We start from the raw sequence: 15,629 nt of genomic DNA on the forward strand, positions 1-15,629 counted from the left end.
GCCGGCAAGCCGTGCTGCTACGGTCGTTACAACTTCGCTGTTCAAATATTCACCAATTTCCTTGCGCCGATTCAGGCCCTTCTCTACAATTGCGCCCCTTGCTGTCATGGCAGGCGCTCATGTGCCTGTCTCTGTGCAAGATAAACCAGTGTTATTCACTCCTTGTCTGACCGCTTTGGCGGCAGGCTACAACCCGTAAGGAGCATTCATGCGTCATTACGAAATCATCTTTCTGGTTCACCCGGACCAGAGCGAGCAAGTCGGCGGCATGGTTGAGCGTTACACCAAGCTGATCGAAGAAGACGGCGGCAAGATCCACCGTCTGGAAGATTGGGGCCGTCGTCAACTGGCCTACGCAATCAACAATGTTCACAAGGCTCACTACGTGATGCTGAACGTTGAGTGCACTGGCAAGGCCCTGGCCGAGCTGGAAGACAACTTCCGTTACAACGATGCCGTGATCCGTAACCTTGTCATCCGTCGCGACGAAGCCGTTACCGGCCAGTCCGAAATGCTCAAGGCTGAAGAGAACCGCAGTGAGCGCCGTGAGCGTCGCGACCGTCCTGAGCACTCCGACGCTGAAGGCGTTGACAGTGATGACAGCGACAACAGCGATAACGCTGACGAGTAATCCACGGACCTTTTGAGGAGCCTATTACATGGCACGTTTCTTCCGTCGTCGTAAGTTCTGCCGCTTCACCGCAGAAAACGTTAAAGAGATCGATTACAAAGATCTGAACACCCTGAAAGCCTACGTATCCGAAACCGGCAAGATCGTTCCTAGCCGCATTACCGGTACCAAAGCTCGTTATCAGCGTCAGCTGGCTACCGCTATCAAGCGCGCCCGCTTCCTGGCCCTGCTGGCCTACACCGACAGCCACGGCCGCTGAGACCAGGTTCAGTCGACAAAAACGCAGTAAGGGATAAATCGCATGCGCGCCATGGCTGACTACATCATGCGCGGTCGCGTGCAGGCCACTCTGGTAGTGGCTGGATGTGCGGCGTTGCCGCTGTTGTTCTGGTTGAGTGCTGCCGCAGGGTGCCTTGTGCTCCTGCGACGCGGATTGAGCGACGCCTCTGGCGTGCTCGTCTGGGCTCTGCTGCCGGCCTTGGTCTGGTGGTATTTCGGTGATCCCCGCATCTTGATGGTGTTGTTGGGGTCATGGGGGTTGGCGGCTTCATTGCGCGCCAGCGAGTCCTGGGTTCGTGTGCTGCTGGTCAGCGTAGGGCTTGGGTTGTTGTACGCAGTGGTTCTGGGGGCGGTTTTCCGCGAGCCCATCGAAGCGCTGGCAGTGGCGATGCAAAAGCTGCTGCCCCATGTCTTCGGTGATGTCTACCAACAGATGTCGGTAGAAGAGCGAGCGCGTCTGGGAGCACTGATTACACCGGTCCTTAACGGCCTGATAGCCGCGGTGTTGCAGATCGTCAGCGTGGTATGCCTGATTCTTGGGCGGTACTGGCAGGCGCTGTTGTATAACCCGGGCGGTTTCGGACGCGAATTTCGCAGCCTGAAACTCCCGCGGGCACCGATGCTGGTGCTGCTGGTGTGCATGTTGGTTGCGCCGAATTTCGGCCCGCAACTGGCGATGCTGACACCGTTGTGCAGCGTGCCGCTGGTGTTTGCAGGGCTGGCCCTGATTCACGGCCTGGTGGCTGGAAAGCACCTGGGACGGTTCTGGCTGGTGGGGTTGTACGTCACGTTGTTGCTGTTCATGCAACTGATTTATCCGTTGCTGGTGGTGTTTGCCATTGTCGACAGCCTGATTGATTTTCGCGGCCGTCTGGCGTCGAAAGATGCCGATAACGGTTCTGCGAACGGTGAAGGTTAAAGTTAAGAGGTTATTACCAAATGGAACTCATCCTGCTGGAAAAAATCGCCAACCTGGGCAACCTGGGCGACAAAGTAAACGTTAAGGCTGGTTACGGCCGTAACTACCTGCTGCCTTTCGGCAAAGCTACCGCTGCGACCGCTGCCAACCTGGCCGCTTTCGAAGAGCGTCGTGCTGACCTGGAAAAAGCTGCTGCCGACAAGAAAGCTTCGGCTGAAAGTCGTGCTGCTCAACTGGCTGAGCTGGAAGTGACCATCACTGCCACCGCCGGTGACGAAGGCAAGCTGTTCGGTTCGATCGGTACCCACGACATCGCTGACGCACTGACCGCCTCTGGCGTTGAAGTGGCCAAAGCTGAAGTTCGTCTGCCGAACGGCACCATCCGTAACGTTGGCGAATACGACGTTGCCGTGCACCTGCACAGCGATGTTGAAGCTACCGTTCGCGTAGTTGTGGTGGCTGCTTAAGCAGTTTGATTCCCGCACCCTGGTGCGGGAGTCCGACCGACTGGCGACTCGTTCGCCGACTGGTCAGCAAGGGGCGCGTTCCTGTTTTTCGGGTCGTGCCCTTTGTCATTTCTGACGTATCCTGATTCAAATCCCTGATTCCGTGTGGCCATGAACGATATCTCCGCTCCCGAGCAATACGATCTGCAAACCGCTGCCCTGAAGGTGCCGCCGCATTCCATCGAGGCCGAACAGGCCGTGCTCGGTGGTCTGATGCTGGACAACAACGCCTGGGAACGCGTGCTGGATCAAGTGTCGGACGGCGATTTCTATCGGCATGACCACCGCCTGATTTTCCGCGCCATCGCCAAGCTGGCCGACCAGAACCTGCCCATCGACGTCGTGACCCTGGCCGAGCAACTGGACAAGGAAGGGCAGACCTCGCAAGTGGGCGGCCTGGGCTACCTGTCGGAGCTGGCCAAGAACATTCCGTCGGTCGCCAACATCAAGGCCTACGCCCAGATCGTTCGCCAGCGTGCGACCCTGCGCCAGCTCATCGGCATCAGTAACGAAATCGCCGACAGCGCGTTCGACCCGCAAGGTCGTACCGCCGAAGAGATTCTCGACGAGGCCGAGCGGCAGATCTTCCAGATCGCCGAGGCGCGGCCCAAGACCGGCGGCCCGGTAGGGGTCAACGATCTGTTGACCAAGGCCATCGACCGTATCGACACCCTGTTCAACCTGGGCGAGGGGATCACCGGTCTGTCCACCGGTTACACCGACCTGGACGAGAAGACCAGCGGCCTGCAGCCAGCCGACCTGATCATCGTGGCCGGCCGTCCGTCGATGGGTAAGACCACCTTCGCCATGAACCTGGTGGAAAATGCGGTGCTGCGCAGTGAAAAGGCGGTGCTGGTGTTCTCGCTGGAGATGCCAGGTGAGTCGCTCATCATGCGTATGCTGTCTTCGCTGGGGCGCATTGACCAGACCAAGGTCCGTTCCGGCCAACTGGACGATGACGACTGGCCGCGCCTGACCTCGGCGGTCAACCTGCTCAACGACCGCAAGCTGTTCATCGACGATACGGCGGGTATCAGCCCGTCGGAAATGCGCGCCCGCACCCGACGTCTGGTGCGTGAGCATGGCGATATCGGCCTGATCATGATCGACTACCTGCAGCTGATGCAGATTCCAGGCTCCAGCGGTGACAACCGGACCAACGAGATTTCCGAGATTTCCCGGTCCCTGAAAGCCCTGGCCAAGGAATTCAATTGCCCGGTCGTCGCGCTCTCGCAGCTCAACCGCTCCCTGGAACAGCGCCCGAACAAACGCCCGGTGAACTCCGACTTGCGCGAATCCGGAGCGATCGAGCAGGACGCCGACGTGATCATGTTCGTGTACCGGGACGAAGTCTACCACCCGGAAACCGAGCACAAGGGCGTGGCTGAAATCATCATCGGTAAACAGCGTAACGGCCCGATCGGCTTCGTGCGGCTGGCGTTTATCGGTAAATACACCCGCTTCGAGAACCTGGCGCCGGGTAGTTACAATTTTGATGATGATGAGTGATGTTGGCTTGAGGTTGTTGCTTTAAGGGTTTTGGCTTGGAACCGTTACTCTGATGCCCTGCGGGCCTATCGCGAGCAAGCTCACTCCTACATTTGTTGAAACGTGCCGCAGTCTGAAGGACCCCGTTGTACGCCTTGTGTGTTTGACTCAATCTCAAGGCGAGCCCAAAAGGCATATAACGGGGTCTATCAGGCCATGGCACGTTGCAAAAAATGTAGGAGTGAGCTTGCTCGCGATGCGCCCGAAGGGCATCAATGTAACAATCCCCAGCCAACCTCAGGGAATCCCAACCCAACCATAAATCCGACCCACACCGTCGGATTTGATCAAAAAATGTGCTATCCTCCGCGCCCGCGATTTTTCACGAGAAGATCGCCTCCCTGATTACGAACACTGGTCATCGACATGCAAGCAGCCAAGCCGTTATTTGACTATCCAAAGTACTGGGCCGAATGTTTCGGGCCTGCGCCTTTCCTGCCGATGAGCCGGGAAGAAATGGATCAGCTTGGCTGGGATTCCTGCGACATCATCATCGTCACCGGTGATGCCTACGTTGACCATCCGTCGTTCGGCATGGCGATCATCGGCCGGCTGCTGGAGTCCCAGGGCTTCCGCGTCGGGATCATTGCCCAGCCGGACTGGCGCAACAAAGACGACTTCATGAAGCTGGGCGAGCCGAACCTGTTCTTCGGCGTCGCGGCCGGCAACATGGACTCGATGATCAACCGCTACACCGCCGACAAGAAAATCCGCTCCGATGACGCCTACACGCCAGGCGGCATGGCCGGCAAGCGTCCGGACCGCGCGAGCCTGGTCTACAGCCAGCGCTGCAAGGAAGCCTACAAGCATGTGCCGATCATCCTCGGCGGCATCGAGGCTTCGCTGCGCCGCATCGCTCACTACGACTACTGGCAGGACAAGGTCCGCAATTCGATCCTGATCGACGCCAGCGCCGACATCCTGCTGTACGGCAACGCCGAGCGCGCGATTGTCGAAGTCGCCAACCGTCTGTCCTACGGCGAGAAGATCGAGAACATCACCGACGTGCGCGGCACCGCGTTCATTCGTCGCGACACGCCTGAAGGCTGGTACGAAGTCGATTCCACGCGCATCGACCGGCCGGGCAAGGTCGACAAGATCATCAACCCGTACGTCAACACCCAGGACACCCAGGCCTGCGCCATCGAGCAGGAAAAGGGCGAAGTCGAAGATCCGAACGAAGCCAAGGTCGTGCAGATCCTGGCAAGCCCGCGCATGACCCGTGACAAGACGGTGATCCGCCTGCCGTCCATGGAAAAAGTGCGCAACGACCCGGTTCTCTACGCCCACGCCAACCGCGTACTGCACCTGGAAACCAACCCGGGTAACGCCCGTGCGCTGGTCCAGAAGCATGGCGAAGTGGATGTCTGGTTTAACCCGCCACCGATTCCCATGACCACCGAGGAAATGGACTACGTGTTCGGCATGCCTTACGCACGTATCCCGCACCCTGCGTACGGCAAGGAAAAGATCCCGGCCTACGACATGATTCGCTTCTCGGTGAACATCATGCGTGGCTGCTTTGGTGGCTGCACCTTCTGTTCGATCACCGAGCACGAAGGCCGCATCATCCAGAACCGCTCCCACGACTCGATCATTCGTGAGATCGAAGAAATTCGTGACAAGGTTCCAGGCTTCACCGGCGTCATTTCCGACCTCGGCGGTCCGACCGCGAACATGTACCGCATCGCTTGCAAGAGCCCGGAAATCGAATCCGCGTGCCGCAAGCCGTCCTGCGTGTTCCCTGGCATCTGCCCGAACCTGAACACCGACCACTCGGCGCTGATTCAGCTGTACCGCAGCGCCCGCGATTTGCCGGGTGTGAAGAAGATTCTGATCGCTTCCGGCCTGCGCTATGACCTGGCGGTCGAGTCGCCTGAGTACGTCAAGGAGCTGGTGACCCACCACGTCGGCGGCTACCTGAAGATCGCCCCGGAGCACACCGAGGAAGGCCCGCTCAACCAGATGATGAAGCCGGGCATTGGCAGCTATGACAAGTTCAAGCGCATGTTCGAGAAGTATTCGAAAGAGGCGGGCAAGGAACAGTACCTGATCCCGTACTTCATCGCGGCGCATCCGGGCACCACCGACGAAGACATGATGAACCTTGCGCTGTGGCTCAAGGGCAACGGTTTCCGCGCTGACCAGGTGCAGGCGTTCTACCCCTCGCCGATGGCCAGTGCCACCGCCATGTACCACTCGGGCAAGAACCCGCTGCGCAAGGTCACCTACAAGAGCGACTCGGTCACCATCGTCAAGAGCGAGGAGCAGCGCCGCCTGCACAAGGCCTTCCTGCGCTACCACGACCCGAAAGGCTGGCCGATGCTCCGTGAAGCCCTGGAACGCATGGGCCGCTCGGACCTCATTGGCCCGGGCAAGCACCAGTTGATCCCGCTGCACCAGCCGGACACCGACAGCTACCAGAGCGCCCGTCGCAAGAACTCGACGCCGGCTGGCAGCCACAAGGTTGCCAAGACCACCAAGATCCTCACCCAGCACACCGGCCTGCCGCAGCGTGGCAGTGACGGCAGCAAGCCGTGGGACAAGCGCGAAGAAGCCAAGGCCGCCGCCGCAGCCCGCAACAAACAGGCCGCCAAGGACCGCGCCGACGCAGCCAAGGGTGGGAAAGGCGGCAAGAAGCCATCCCGGCAGCCAGTCTTCCCGCGCTAAGCGCTGTCCCCACAAAAACGCCAGCCTTCGAGCTGGCGTTTTTGCATTTCAGATCTTCACGTTTTCGCGGATGTTCCAGCCGTATTTGACTGCGCCACCGTCCTTGCTGCCATCGGCTTTCTGCGGTTGGTAGCTGACCTCGACCTTGCCGAAGTTCAGGGAGATGTCTTCGTTGATGATTTCATCGCTGCTGCCGGCGTTGGTGTTGCACGACGCGACCATGACTTCCTTGAGCGTGATAATCATGTATTCCACCGGGCTGCTACCGCCGGCCTTGCGGACAGTGAGCGTGGCTTCCGGATAATGCTTGCCGCTGGAGCAGGCCATCATCAGGTTGGGCGATGACTTGTCCAGTGACTTGGTCAGGCTCAGGTTGTTGATGCTGACCTTGCCCGCCCCACCGCCACCGCCCTGATGCATAGAGCCGGACTGCGACATGCCCCACTGGAACGAGTGGATGTCGATCTCTTCCTTGTGCACGCTGTCTCTTGACTCGCCCTTGATGTCGCCCAATTTCAAAAACATATCGATAGCCATGAACACTCCCTGAAAACAGTCGTCGACGAATTGTCGATGCGCACCTTTTCGCACTGGGCTTTCCAGATCAATACGCTGGGAGCAGAACAAGACCGTTCATACAAAACAAAGAAAAACTTCCTACATCTCTACAGTCTGTAGCTGCCTATGCTCCCTCGCTTTGACCAATCACATAGGGAAAGTGATGAAGGCTACACACCGGCAGGATGGGTTTGAGTGATGGGTATTCATGGGGAGCGGGTCAGCCCATGAGACCTTCAGAGTATGTGGTGTTCATGCGGCACTATTTTCCGGTTTTTATCGGGTGCCTCAGTGCGGGACTGTGTGCGGTTGTGAGCCTGGTGCTGCTGCATGTCGACACGTTTTATCAGGAATTAACGCTTGAAGACGGCGTGCATTGGCTGTTCGGCGGTGCGGTTGTCGGGGTGGTGGGTTTATTTGCCTGCCACTTTTTTCTGATTCGGGGGCGGATTCGGGCGGTTTGGGGGATGGAGTTGTTTTTCTTCCTTTGTCTGTTCCTGTCGTTACCCATTATCGAACACAGCCCGGGTGAGCTGATGTTCTTCGTTGGCGTGCTCGCTCCTGTGATGGGTTTGCTGATGCTGAACTCAAGGCGTCATCGACAGATGAGAGAAATCTTCTTTTTCATGCGTCGCAAGCGTGAACGTTTTCGCGGCATTCGCAGGGTTCGCCTGCGTCGGCTGCGGGATGAACGAAGCAATTAACCCGTCCGCCTCATTTCCGTGCGACCCTTGCACCATCCGCCGAAGCTGGCGCGATTTTGGTGCTGTGCTTAGCTGAGCGAGCATCATCGAGGCCGAAGGCGCCTGACTTGCCTGGATGGCATAAGTCTTGCGCGGTTCCGCTACCGTCCAGGCTCGCAGGAGGCACGCCGTGTCGATTCACATTGCCTTGCACCACGTCACGCATTACCGCTACGAACGAGCGGTGGAACTGGGTCCGCAGATTGTGCGCTTGCGCCCGGCGGCCCATAGCCGTACGCGTGTCCTGTCGTATTCGCTGAAGGTGCTGCCGGACAATCATTTCATCAACTGGCAGCAGGACCCGCAGGGTAATTACCTGGCGCGGCTGGTGTTTCCAGAAAAAACCGATGAGCTGCGGATCGAGGTCGATCTTGTCGCCGAGATGGCGGTGTTCAACCCGTTCGATTTCTTCCTTGAGCCCTACGCTGAAAAGATCCCATTCCAGTACGCCAGGGAAGAACATCACGAATTACAGCCGTATCTGGAAAAGCTCCCGCTGACACCCAGGTTTCAGGCGTATCTGGACAGCATCGATCGCACGCCGGTACCGGCCATCGACTTTCTGGTCAGCCTCAATCAGCGCCTGGCCCATGACATCAACTACCTGATCCGCATGGAGCCGGGTATCCAGACACCGGAGTTCACGCTGGACAGTGCTTCGGGCTCCTGCCGGGATTCGGCGTGGTTGCTGGTGCAGTTGCTGCGCCATCTGGGGCTGGCCGCGCGGTTTGTGTCCGGCTACCTGATTCAGCTCAAGGCGGATGTCCAGGCGCTGGATGGGCCGTCGGGCACTGACGTTGACTTCACCGATCTGCATGCATGGTGCGAGGTTTACTTGCCGGGTGCGGGCTGGGTCGGGCTGGATGCGACGTCCGGGCTTTTTGCCGGGGAGGGGCACATTCCGTTGGCGTGCAGCCCGGATCCTTCGTCGGCGGCGCCCATCAGCGGCCTGGTGGAGCCGTGCGAAACCGAGTTCAGCCACGAGATGTCGGTGGAGCGGATCTGGGAAGCTCCGCGGGTCACCAAGCCTTATACCGAGGCGCAGTGGCTGGAGATTCAGGCGCTGGGTCGCAAGATCGACGCCGACCTGATCGCCGAGGACGTGCGCCTGACCATGGGCGGCGAGCCGACGTTCGTCTCCATCGATGACCGTGACGGCAGTGAGTGGAACACCGCAGCGCTGGGCCCGAAGAAGCGTGTGCTCTCGGCCGAGCTGTTCCAGCGCATGCGCAAGCACTACGCGCCTCAGGGCATCGTGCATTTCGGCCAGGGCAAGTGGTATCCGGGCGAGCAGTTGCCGCGCTGGTCGCTGAACTGTTTCTGGCGCCGGGATGGCAAGCCCGTGTGGCGCAACACTGCGCTGATCGCCGATGAGGGCGAGGATTACGGCTGTGACGGCGAGATGGCCGGGCGCTTCCTGCGCAGCGTCGCCGAGCGCCTGAAGCTGCCTGTTCGCTACGTTTTCCCTGCTTACGAGGACAATTTCTATTACCTGTGGCGAGAAGGTGCCTTGCCGCAGAACGTCAGTGCCGAAGATTCGCGTTTGGGCGACGAAATGGAGCGGGCGCGGCTGGCCAAGGTGTTTTCCCAGGGCCTGGACAAGGTCATCGGCCATGTCCTGCCTCTGGCCCGCAGTGCCGATGAGGCGCGCTGGCAGAGCGGACGCTGGTACCTGCGTGGCGAGCACTGCCGGCTGGTGCCGGGGGATTCTCCACTGGGCTACAGGCTGCCATTGGCGTCGCAGCCCTGGGTCAAGGCTGCTGAATATCCCTACATCCACCCCACCGACCCTAACCAGGACTTCGCCGAGCTGCCGGATCGCGATGAGGTGGAGTCACGGATCAACAGCCTGACTGAACACGAAGGCACTGAGCGCGCACCGGCCATCGACGAATCCGCAGACTGGCTGACCCGCACCGCGCTGGGTGCCGAGGCCCGGGGCGGTCGGCTGTATCTGTTCATGCCGCCGCTGCAGACCCTTGAGGCGTATCTGGAGCTGGTCGCGGCCATCGAAGCGACGGCCGAGGAGTTGCGTTGCCCGGTGTTGCTGGAAGGCTATGAGCCGCCGAGCGATCCGCGTCTGGCCAACTTCCGCATCACTCCGGATCCTGGTGTGATCGAGGTTAACGTGCAGCCGTCCTCAAGCTGGGACGAGCTGGTCGAGCGTACGGAGTTTCTCTACGAGCAGGCACGCCTCACCCGCCTGACCACCGAAAAGTTCATGATCGACGGGCGCCATACCGGTACAGGCGGTGGTAACCACTTCGTGCTGGGCGGCGCCACGCCGGGCGATTCACCGTTCCTGCGCCGGCCCGACCTGCTGCGCAGCCTGCTCAGCTACTGGCACAACCACCCGTCGCTGTCGTACCTGTTCTCCGGGCTGTTCATCGGCCCGACCTCCCAGGCGCCACGGGTTGACGAGGCGCGCAACGATTCGCTGTACGAGCTGGAAATCGCCTTCTCGCAGATGCCTGCTCCCGGCGAGGAGTGCGCGCCATGGCTGGTGGACCGACTGCTGCGCAACCTGCTGATCGACGTCACGGGCAACACTCATCGCGCCGAATTCTGCATCGACAAGCTCTACTCACCGGACGGCGCTACCGGTCGCCTGGGCCTGCTTGAGCTGCGTGCCTTCGAAATGCCGCCCCATGCGCGGATGAGCCTGGCCCAGCAACTGTTGCTGCGTGCGCTGGTGGCCCGTTTCTGGCGCGAGCCTTATGCACCGGCGAAACTGGCGCGCTGGGGCACCGAGTTGCATGACCGCTTCATGCTGCCGCACTTCATCGAGCAGGACTTCGCCGATGTGATTGTCGAACTCAACGCCGCAGGTTATCCACTGCGGGCGGAGTGGTTCGCTGCGCATCTGGAGTTTCGCTTTCCCAAGGTGGGCGACTACGCGGTCAACGGTATCGAGATGGAACTGCGCCAGGCGCTGGAGCCCTGGCATGTGCTGGGCGAGGAGGGTTCGGGGGGCGGCGCGGTGCGTTATGTGGACTCGTCCCTGGAGCGGCTGCAGGTCAAGATCAGCGGGCTCGCGCCCCAGCGCTATCTGCTGACCTGCAACGGCGTACCTGTCCCGCTGCAACCCACCGGGCGAATCGGCGAGTTTGTCGCGGGGGTTCGTTACCGCGCCTGGCAGCCGTTCAACGCCTTGCAGCCGACCATCCCGGTGCATGCGCCGCTGGTGTTCGATCTGCTCGACACCTGGATGCAGCGCTCGCTGGGCGGCTGTGAGTACCACGTGGCGCACCCCGGCGGGCGCAATTACGAGACGCTGCCGGTCAATGCCAACGAAGCGGAGAGCCGGCGGTTAGCGCGGTTTTTCCGGATCGGTCACACCCCAGGCAAACAGGACGTGCCGAACCTGACCGTCAATGATGAAATGCCCATGACGCTGGACTTGCGTCTGCATCGCTGACCAGCCGCTGCCGGCGTGACACAAGGCCGCGAGCCATTACGTGTCACGTTGGCTGCGCTAATCTAAGCGCTGCTGCGTTGATTCCCATGTTTGTCTGCCGAGTTCTCCATGCCTGACCTGCTTGACCGATATCCGCTGCATGCGGGTAGTTATCACGAGATGCTCGACGCCAGCGGCGCAGTGCGGCCGCATTGGCTGCGTTTTTACGAGCATCTGCAACGCAGCACCCCCGCTCAGTTGATACAGCGTCAGGCGCTGCTGGCGCGGCAGATTCAGGAAAATGGCGTCACCTATAACGTGTACGCCGACCCCAAGGGCGCGGACCGGCCGTGGGAGCTCGACCTGCTGCCGCATCTGATTCCGGTCGCCGAGTGGCAGCGCCTGGAGGCCGGCATCGTCCAGCGTGCGCGCCTGCTCAATGCGGTACTGGCCGACCTCTACGGCCCGCAGCAACTGATTGCCGACGGCCTGTTGCCTGCCGAACTGGTGTTCGGGCACAACAATTTCCTCTGGCCGTGCCAGGGCGTGAAGCCGCCGGAAGGCACCTTTTTGCATGTGTACGCGGTGGATCTGGCGCGCACGCCCGATGGCCGCTGGTGGGTCACGGCGGACCGCACCCAGGCGCCGTCAGGGGCCGGTTACGCGCTGGAAAACCGGGTGATTGTGTCCCGCGCCTTTCCCGAACTGTATCGCGACCTGGAAGTGCAGCACCTGTCCGGCTTCTTCCGTTCACTGCAGGAAACCCTCACGCGCCAGGCGCCGAGCAGCAACGAGGCGCCGCTGGTGGTCATGCTCACGCCGGGGCGCTTCAACGAGAGCTATTTCGAGCACCTCTATCTGGCTGGGCAGCTGGGTTACCCGCTGGTCGAGGGCGGCGACCTGACCGTCCGTGACGCCACGGTGTACCTGAAAACCCTCAGCGGCCTGCGGCGGGTCCACGCGATCATGCGGCGTCTGGACGATGACTTCTGCGACCCGCTGGAGCTGCGCACCGACTCGGCGCTGGGCGTGCCGGGCCTGCTCGAAGCCGTGCGTCAGGGCCGGGTGATCGTGGCGAACGCGCTGGGAAGTGGCGTGCTGGAGTCGCCGGGTTTGCTGGGCTTTCTGCCGAAGATCAATGAGCACCTGTTTGACGAAGAATTGATCCTGCCGTCGGTGGCGACCTGGTGGTGTGGCGAGCCGCCAGTGCTGGCCCAGGCCCTGGAAAAGATGCCGGATTTGCTCATCAAACCGGCGTTCGCGTCCCAGAGTTTTGCCCCGGTGTTTGGCCGGGATCTGGACGAAAAACAGCGCCAGGCCCTCGCCGCGCGCATGCAGGCACGGCCCTACGCTTATGTCGCCCAGGAAATCGCCCAGTTGTCCCAGGCGCCGGTCTGGCAGGGCGAGGCCGAACAGTTGCAGCCCCGGGCCATCGGCATGCGGGTTTACGCCGTCGCTGCCGAAGATGGTTATCGCGTACTGCCGGGCGGCCTGACCCGTGTGGCCGCCGACGCGGATGCCGATGTGGTGTCGATGCAGCGCGGTGGCGCCAGCAAGGACACCTGGATTCTTGGCGAGCGCATTCAGGGCAGCGAGCCCTGGAAAGCCCGCCGTTCCCTGGGCGTACACGACCTGATCCGCCGTGACCCCTATCTGCCGTCCCGGGTGGTGGAAAACCTGTTCTGGTTCGGCCGGTATTGCGAGCGTTGCGATGACAGCGCGCGGTTGCTGCGCATCGTGCTGGCGCGTTACGTCGATGGCGACGACCCGCAAGCCTTGCAGGCCGCAGTCGAGCTGGGCGAGCGCCTGAGCCTGCTGCCCCGCGAGGACGAAGAGGAGGGCAGCACCCTGCATGAACGGCTGATGACCGCATTGCTGGGCGACGACTGGCCCTTCAGCCTGCGCTCCAACCTGCAGCGCTTGCAGTGGGCGGCGTCCCAGGTGCGCGGCAAGTTGAGCCGGGAGAACTGGCAGGCGCTGGTGGAGCTGCAGCGTGAAGCCGCAAGCCTTGAAACCGATGACCCCGACTTTGGCGAACTGCTGGATTTCCTCAACCGCCTAGTGATGTCTCTGGCGGCGCTTTCAGGTTTCGCGCTGGACGACATGACCCGCGATGAAGGCTGGCGCTTCCTGATGATCGGCCGGCGTATCGAGCGCCTGCAATTTCTCAGTACCAGCCTCGCAGGCTTCCTGCGCAGCGATGCGGTGTTCGACCAGGACGCCCTCGACTGGCTGCTGGAACTGGGCAACAGCAGCATCACCTATCGCTCTCGTTATCTGGCGTTGCCGCAACTGATCCCGGTGCTCGACCTGCTGCTGCTCGACGGACAGAACCCCCATGCGGTGCGGTTCCAGCTCAAGCTGGTGGAGCGCTCGTTGAAGCGCTTGAACGAGGATTTCGGCATGCCACAGGACAACAGCCTGGGCGTCTGGATCCAGCGCCTGGCGCGCTTCGATCTGGGCTGTCTGGAACCCGGGCTGTTCGGGGAAAGCAGCGTCAGGGCTGCTCTGAACGGCCTGGCGGACCTGTTGCAGAGTATCGGCGATCTCAGCGGGCAGATTTCCGATCGCCTGGCCTTGCGCCATTTCGCCCATGTCGACGATGTCAGCCAGCGTACGGTGTCCGTGTGATGAACAGTGCCTCTTACCAGATCCTTCACGACACCCATTACAAGTACGACAGCCCTGTCTCGCTGGCGCAGCAACTGGCGCACCTGTGGCCGCGCAGTTGTGCGTGGCAGCGTTGCCTTGAGCAGCAATTGGAGATCCACCCAACCCCGACCACACGCCGCGATGAGCTGGATGTGTTCGGCAATCCGGTGACGCGCCTGGCCTTCGAGCGGCCCCATGACGAACTGCAGGTCAACGCCCGTTTGCGCATCGAGGTGCTGGCCCGTCCGGCGCTGGATTTCCAGCAGTCTGCCCCCTGGGATGAGACGCGCAACACGCTCACCTACAGCGCGACGAAAATGTCACCGGATATTCTGGAAGCCTGTCGCTATCGCTTCGAATCGCCTTACGTGCACCTCAAGCAATCCTTCGTCGAGTTCTCGGCAGATTGCTTTGCCCCGGGGCAGCCTTTGCTGCTCTGTGCCCAGGCGCTGATGGAAAAGATCTTCGAGGAGTTCACCTTCGATGGCGAAGCGACCCAGGTGGCGACGCCCTTGGTGCAGGTGCTGGAAACACGGCGCGGTGTCTGCCAGGACTTCGCCCATCTGATGCTCGCCTGCCTGCGTTCCCGAGGCCTGGCGGCGCGCTACATCAGCGGCTATCTGCTAACTCAGCCGCCTCCCGGCCAGCCGCGCCTGATCGGTGCCGACGCCTCTCACGCCTGGGTGTCGGTTTTCTGCCCGGTACTGGGCTGGGTGGATTTCGACCCGACCAACAACATCCAGCCGGCGCTGGAGCACATCAGCCTGGCCTGGGGCCGGGATTTCTCCGATGTCTCGCCCCTGCGTGGCGTCATCCTGGGCGGTGGCAATCACGACCCCGAAGTGCGCGTGACGGTGATGCCGCTGTCAGCGTGACCACTGGCGCCGCAGGCATAGGCGGCGAGCAAATTGCGAAACAGACCCTTGAGTTGCATGAAATTCGTCCTGATTGATGAGTGACAAACTCATCTTAGGAGGACACTGTATCCTTGGCTGCTTGATTGTCTCGATGGCCCTGATAGACGCCACCCAGACAGGTTTCATAATCTTCGGTTGATAAATTGTTTAAAGTTCAGGCACTCTTTGTATACAAAAAACAAGAGCAACCCCATTCAGGAGACTCAATCATGATTCGCAAGCTCGTTGCTGCATCCCTGCTGACCCTGGCCAGCGGCCACCTGCTGGCTGCTGAATGTTCGGTGACCGTCGACTCCACCGACCAGATGTCCTTCAACACCAAGGCCATCGAAATCGACAAGAGCTGCAAGGAGTTCACCGTCAAGCTGGAACACTCCGGCAGCCTGCCGAAGAACGTCATGGGCCATAACCTGGTGGTCAGCAAGGAAGCCGACATGCAGCCCATCGCCACCGACGGCCTGAGCGCCGGGATCGACAAGGATTACCTGAAAGAGGGCGACGCCCGGGTGATCGCGCACACCAAGATCATCGGCGCGAAGGAATCGGATTCGTTGACCATCGACGTATCGAAGCTGGACCCGGCCGAGAAGTACGGCTTCTTCTGCTCGTTCCCCGGGCACATCAGCATGATGAAGGGCACGATTACCCTGAAGTGATTCCAGGGCCTTGCGGCGTGTCTGGCAACAATGCATTGCCTGACACACCACCTGCCCTGTAGGAGCGCGCTTGCCCGCGACGGCGGTAGATTAGGCACCTATGCATCGACTGACACACCGCTGTCCTGTAGGAGTGAGCTTGCTCGCGATGGC

At 60.9% G+C, this 15,629-nt stretch carries 12 protein-coding genes; 11 read left to right on the top strand and 1 reads right to left on the bottom strand.

All coding sequences use genetic code 11. The features are described 5' to 3' along the window. Positions 1-208 precede the first annotated feature (208 nt). The 6 genes from rpsF to NPS29_RS25680 all read left to right on the top strand — a co-directional run bounded on the left by rpsF (position 209) and on the right by NPS29_RS25680 (position 6,553). Positions 209-631 (top strand): 30S ribosomal protein S6, encoded by a 423-nt coding sequence (gene rpsF / locus NPS29_RS25655; protein WP_062379020.1) that lies wholly within the window; start codon positions 209-211, stop codon positions 629-631. Between the two features lie 28 nt (positions 632-659). Next, positions 660-890 carry a 30S ribosomal protein S18 gene (gene rpsR / locus NPS29_RS25660; RefSeq protein ID WP_037015707.1) on the top strand — a complete coding sequence of 77 codons (231 nt, stop codon included), beginning with the start codon at positions 660-662 and terminating at the stop codon, positions 888-890. A gap of 42 nt (positions 891-932) precedes the next feature. Beyond that, positions 933-1,829, top strand: coding sequence for a hypothetical protein (locus NPS29_RS25665; protein WP_274136090.1), 897 nt, complete (start codon positions 933-935; stop codon positions 1,827-1,829). A 20-nt stretch (positions 1,830-1,849) separates the two neighbouring features. Next, positions 1,850-2,296 carry a 50S ribosomal protein L9 gene (gene rplI / locus NPS29_RS25670; protein WP_274136092.1) on the top strand — a complete coding sequence of 149 codons (447 nt, stop codon included), beginning with the start codon at positions 1,850-1,852 and terminating at the stop codon, positions 2,294-2,296. 150 nt (positions 2,297-2,446) lie between these two features. Continuing rightward, positions 2,447-3,844, top strand: a complete 1,398-nt coding sequence (gene dnaB / locus NPS29_RS25675; RefSeq protein ID WP_274136093.1) for a replicative DNA helicase — start codon at positions 2,447-2,449, stop codon at positions 3,842-3,844. Positions 3,845-4,249: 405 nt separating this feature from the next. After that, positions 4,250-6,553: a YgiQ family radical SAM protein gene (locus NPS29_RS25680; protein ID WP_274136094.1), complete on the top strand. Its 2,304-nt coding sequence runs from the start codon at positions 4,250-4,252 to the stop codon at positions 6,551-6,553. A gap of 48 nt (positions 6,554-6,601) precedes the next feature. Here NPS29_RS25680 and NPS29_RS25685 read toward each other — a convergent pair whose 3' ends face one another. Continuing rightward, entirely contained in the window at positions 6,602-7,090 is a 489-nt protein-coding gene (locus NPS29_RS25685) for an Hcp family type VI secretion system effector (protein WP_274136095.1), read from the bottom strand. 248 nt (positions 7,091-7,338) lie between these two features. On the opposite strand from NPS29_RS25685, the gene NPS29_RS25690 reads away from it, so the two are divergent. From NPS29_RS25690 to azu, 5 genes are all read left to right on the top strand, one after another. Then, the gene (locus NPS29_RS25690; RefSeq protein ID WP_274136096.1) at positions 7,339-7,815 is read left to right on the top strand and encodes a hypothetical protein; all 477 of its coding nucleotides are present in this window, start codon (positions 7,339-7,341) and stop codon (positions 7,813-7,815) included. A 169-nt stretch (positions 7,816-7,984) separates the two neighbouring features. Continuing rightward, on the top strand, positions 7,985-11,272 hold the full coding sequence (locus NPS29_RS25695) for a DUF2126 domain-containing protein (RefSeq protein ID WP_274136099.1): 3,288 nt from the start codon (positions 7,985-7,987) through the stop codon (positions 11,270-11,272). A gap of 108 nt (positions 11,273-11,380) precedes the next feature. After that, a complete protein-coding gene (locus tag NPS29_RS25700) occupies positions 11,381-13,882 on the top strand; it encodes a circularly permuted type 2 ATP-grasp protein (RefSeq protein WP_274136101.1) in 2,502 nt (833 codons plus the stop codon). Continuing rightward, the gene (locus tag NPS29_RS25705) at positions 13,882-14,778 is read left to right on the top strand and encodes a transglutaminase family protein (RefSeq protein WP_274136102.1); all 897 of its coding nucleotides are present in this window, start codon (positions 13,882-13,884) and stop codon (positions 14,776-14,778) included. Before NPS29_RS25700 ends, NPS29_RS25705 begins: the two co-directional genes overlap by 1 nt. Before the next feature lie 251 nt (positions 14,779-15,029). Further along, positions 15,030-15,476, top strand: a complete 447-nt coding sequence (azu, locus tag NPS29_RS25710) for an azurin (RefSeq protein ID WP_274136104.1) — start codon at positions 15,030-15,032, stop codon at positions 15,474-15,476. The last annotated feature ends 153 nt before the right edge of the window (positions 15,477-15,629 follow it).

The sequence above is a fragment of the Pseudomonas putida genome, from assembly GCF_028682175.1.
Taxonomy (GTDB): Bacteria; Pseudomonadota; Gammaproteobacteria; order Pseudomonadales; family Pseudomonadaceae; genus Aquipseudomonas; species Aquipseudomonas putida_AD.